The organism is Motiliproteus sp. MSK22-1 (genome assembly GCF_001968815.1).
In the GTDB taxonomy this organism is placed as follows: domain Bacteria; phylum Pseudomonadota; class Gammaproteobacteria; order Pseudomonadales; family Balneatricaceae; genus Motiliproteus.
Genome location: NZ_MIEQ01000019.1, coordinates 1 through 1,801, shown reverse-complemented (window position 1 = coordinate 1,801; position 1,801 = coordinate 1). Strand labels below are relative to the sequence as shown.

General features: G+C 44.5%; 3 pseudogenes. 2 read left to right on the top strand and 1 reads right to left on the bottom strand.

From position 1 onward, the window contains the following. Nucleotides 1-639: 639 nt before the first annotated feature. Nucleotides 640-810, top strand: a pseudogene (locus tag BGP75_RS27705) (IS1380 family transposase); the annotation flags it as partial. A 283-nt stretch (nucleotides 811-1,093) separates the two neighbouring features. Continuing rightward, nucleotides 1,094-1,598 (top strand): annotated as a pseudogene (locus BGP75_RS01985) (transposase); the annotation flags it as partial. Between the two features lie 22 nt (nucleotides 1,599-1,620). Here BGP75_RS01985 and BGP75_RS26970 read toward each other — a convergent pair. Beyond that, nucleotides 1,621-1,801, bottom strand: a pseudogene (locus BGP75_RS26970) (IS630 family transposase); the annotation flags it as partial.

The following is a 1,801-nucleotide window of genomic DNA, read 5'->3' as shown; positions in this document are numbered from 1 at the left end:
GTCTACGGCAAGCGGCCAAGTTAATCCGGCCTGTTGGGCGCGATTGAGGTAATTAACGGCACTGCCGTAACTGATATTAAGCGCTTGAGCGACGCCGCGTCGGCTCAGGCCTGCCTCGTAATGCAATCGCAGCACGTCTTTGATTTTACGCATTGATAATCTCTTGGAACCCTCCGGCCACACTCCTCGCAGACAAAATGCGAGAGGTTAGCCGGGAAGGTCTATTAATCAATGCGTTACATAGGATTCTGGAAATACTTGATCATTGATTCCGGTATTTGATCACCGATTCTGGAAATCCAGAAAAAGTGATCAAATAAAACCAGAATGACCGATCAAGTAAAATCAGTACGGCTGATCAACTAAGACCAGAATGGGTGATCAAAGTCGGCCGGAATATGCACACAAAAATTCGAGCCTGATTGGCATGCTTTCGCTTAAGTTCTGCTGGGCTTATATAGCTCGAGGTTGAGTGTCTATGAAAGCGGTTTTTAAAACATCGATGTACTCTAAGATACCTGAATTGGCTTCACCAATCGATTGATACTGCTTCGCGTGCCCCAGCTGACTTAATCATTCCTGAGGCTCCCTACCTATGCTTTATACAATTAAGGAGACACGACAACCCCGCTAGAGGGGATGGGCAAAGACGCGCAGATTCGCCATAGAGTCAAGGCCGTCGATTGAAAACCGTCATGCAGGAATGTACATGGCTTGCCGGATGGTTAGCGGCGACGACAACTCATACTTCGATTTGGGAAACATAGCCCAGGATTCAAAGCCTCCAGTTTTGTCTACGGGAACGTATAGTCTTTATCGGAGAACGACTATCGGGTAACATTTTTTTGGATGGTATTCACTCGCGGGGTTGTCTCCGTCAAGCCTAATGAGTTGATCAAAAAACAATCGTCCCAGCAGAGAAAAGTAGCAGAAACTGATTGCACATAGGAACAACACACTGAACTGATGGGATAAGATCGAGTTTTTAGAGAGCAGTGACGAATCTAGCAAATCTGCCTATCCCCCTCTGTCAGGATAGATAATTGGACTCCCCTTTCCCTTACCGATAGGCTGATTGGCTTGTTGATAACAAATGGAGGCTACCTTAAAAAATACTATCGTTGGTGTAGATCTAGCAAAAGATGTGATTCAGGTTTGTGTTTTCACAAACAAAAAAGTGCGCTCAAATACAGAAAAGACACCGTCTGAGTTCACAGATTGGCTTGCAAATTCTAAATCGCTAACCATAGTATTTGAAGCATGTGGAACCTCTAATTTTTGGAAACAAAAAGCCATCTCTCTAGGTCACAATGCCCGTCACATTTCAGCAAAACTAGTTACAGCGGTAAGGCAGAACCAAAAAACGGACAAAAAATGATGCTTTGGCAATTGTCCAAGCAACGTTATTACCCTATGTGACGTTTATCTCAGAGAATTCAGTGAAACAGCAACAGCTGCAATCTATTATGCGATTACGAGAGCTTTGTGTAAAACAAAAAACAGCAGCGGGCAACCAACTGACAGCACTATTGTTAGAATTCAATATCAAAGTATCAAGTAGAAATGGCAGCTTGAAGGGAGCTATTGAATCAGTGCTATTAGCCCGGTGGGCTAATACATTTACGATGCGTAGCGGATAGCTGGATGCTCGAAGTACTTCGCCACTCTCTTTGGCTTTTTCTGCAACATCCGCATATGGCCCAGCACTTTACCTGCCAAGTCCGATTGATTTCTTGCTGGTGATGCACTGCGGATCCCGGCCTTTAAATCCGCATTCAGATACTCATCAGGATTTAAGTCT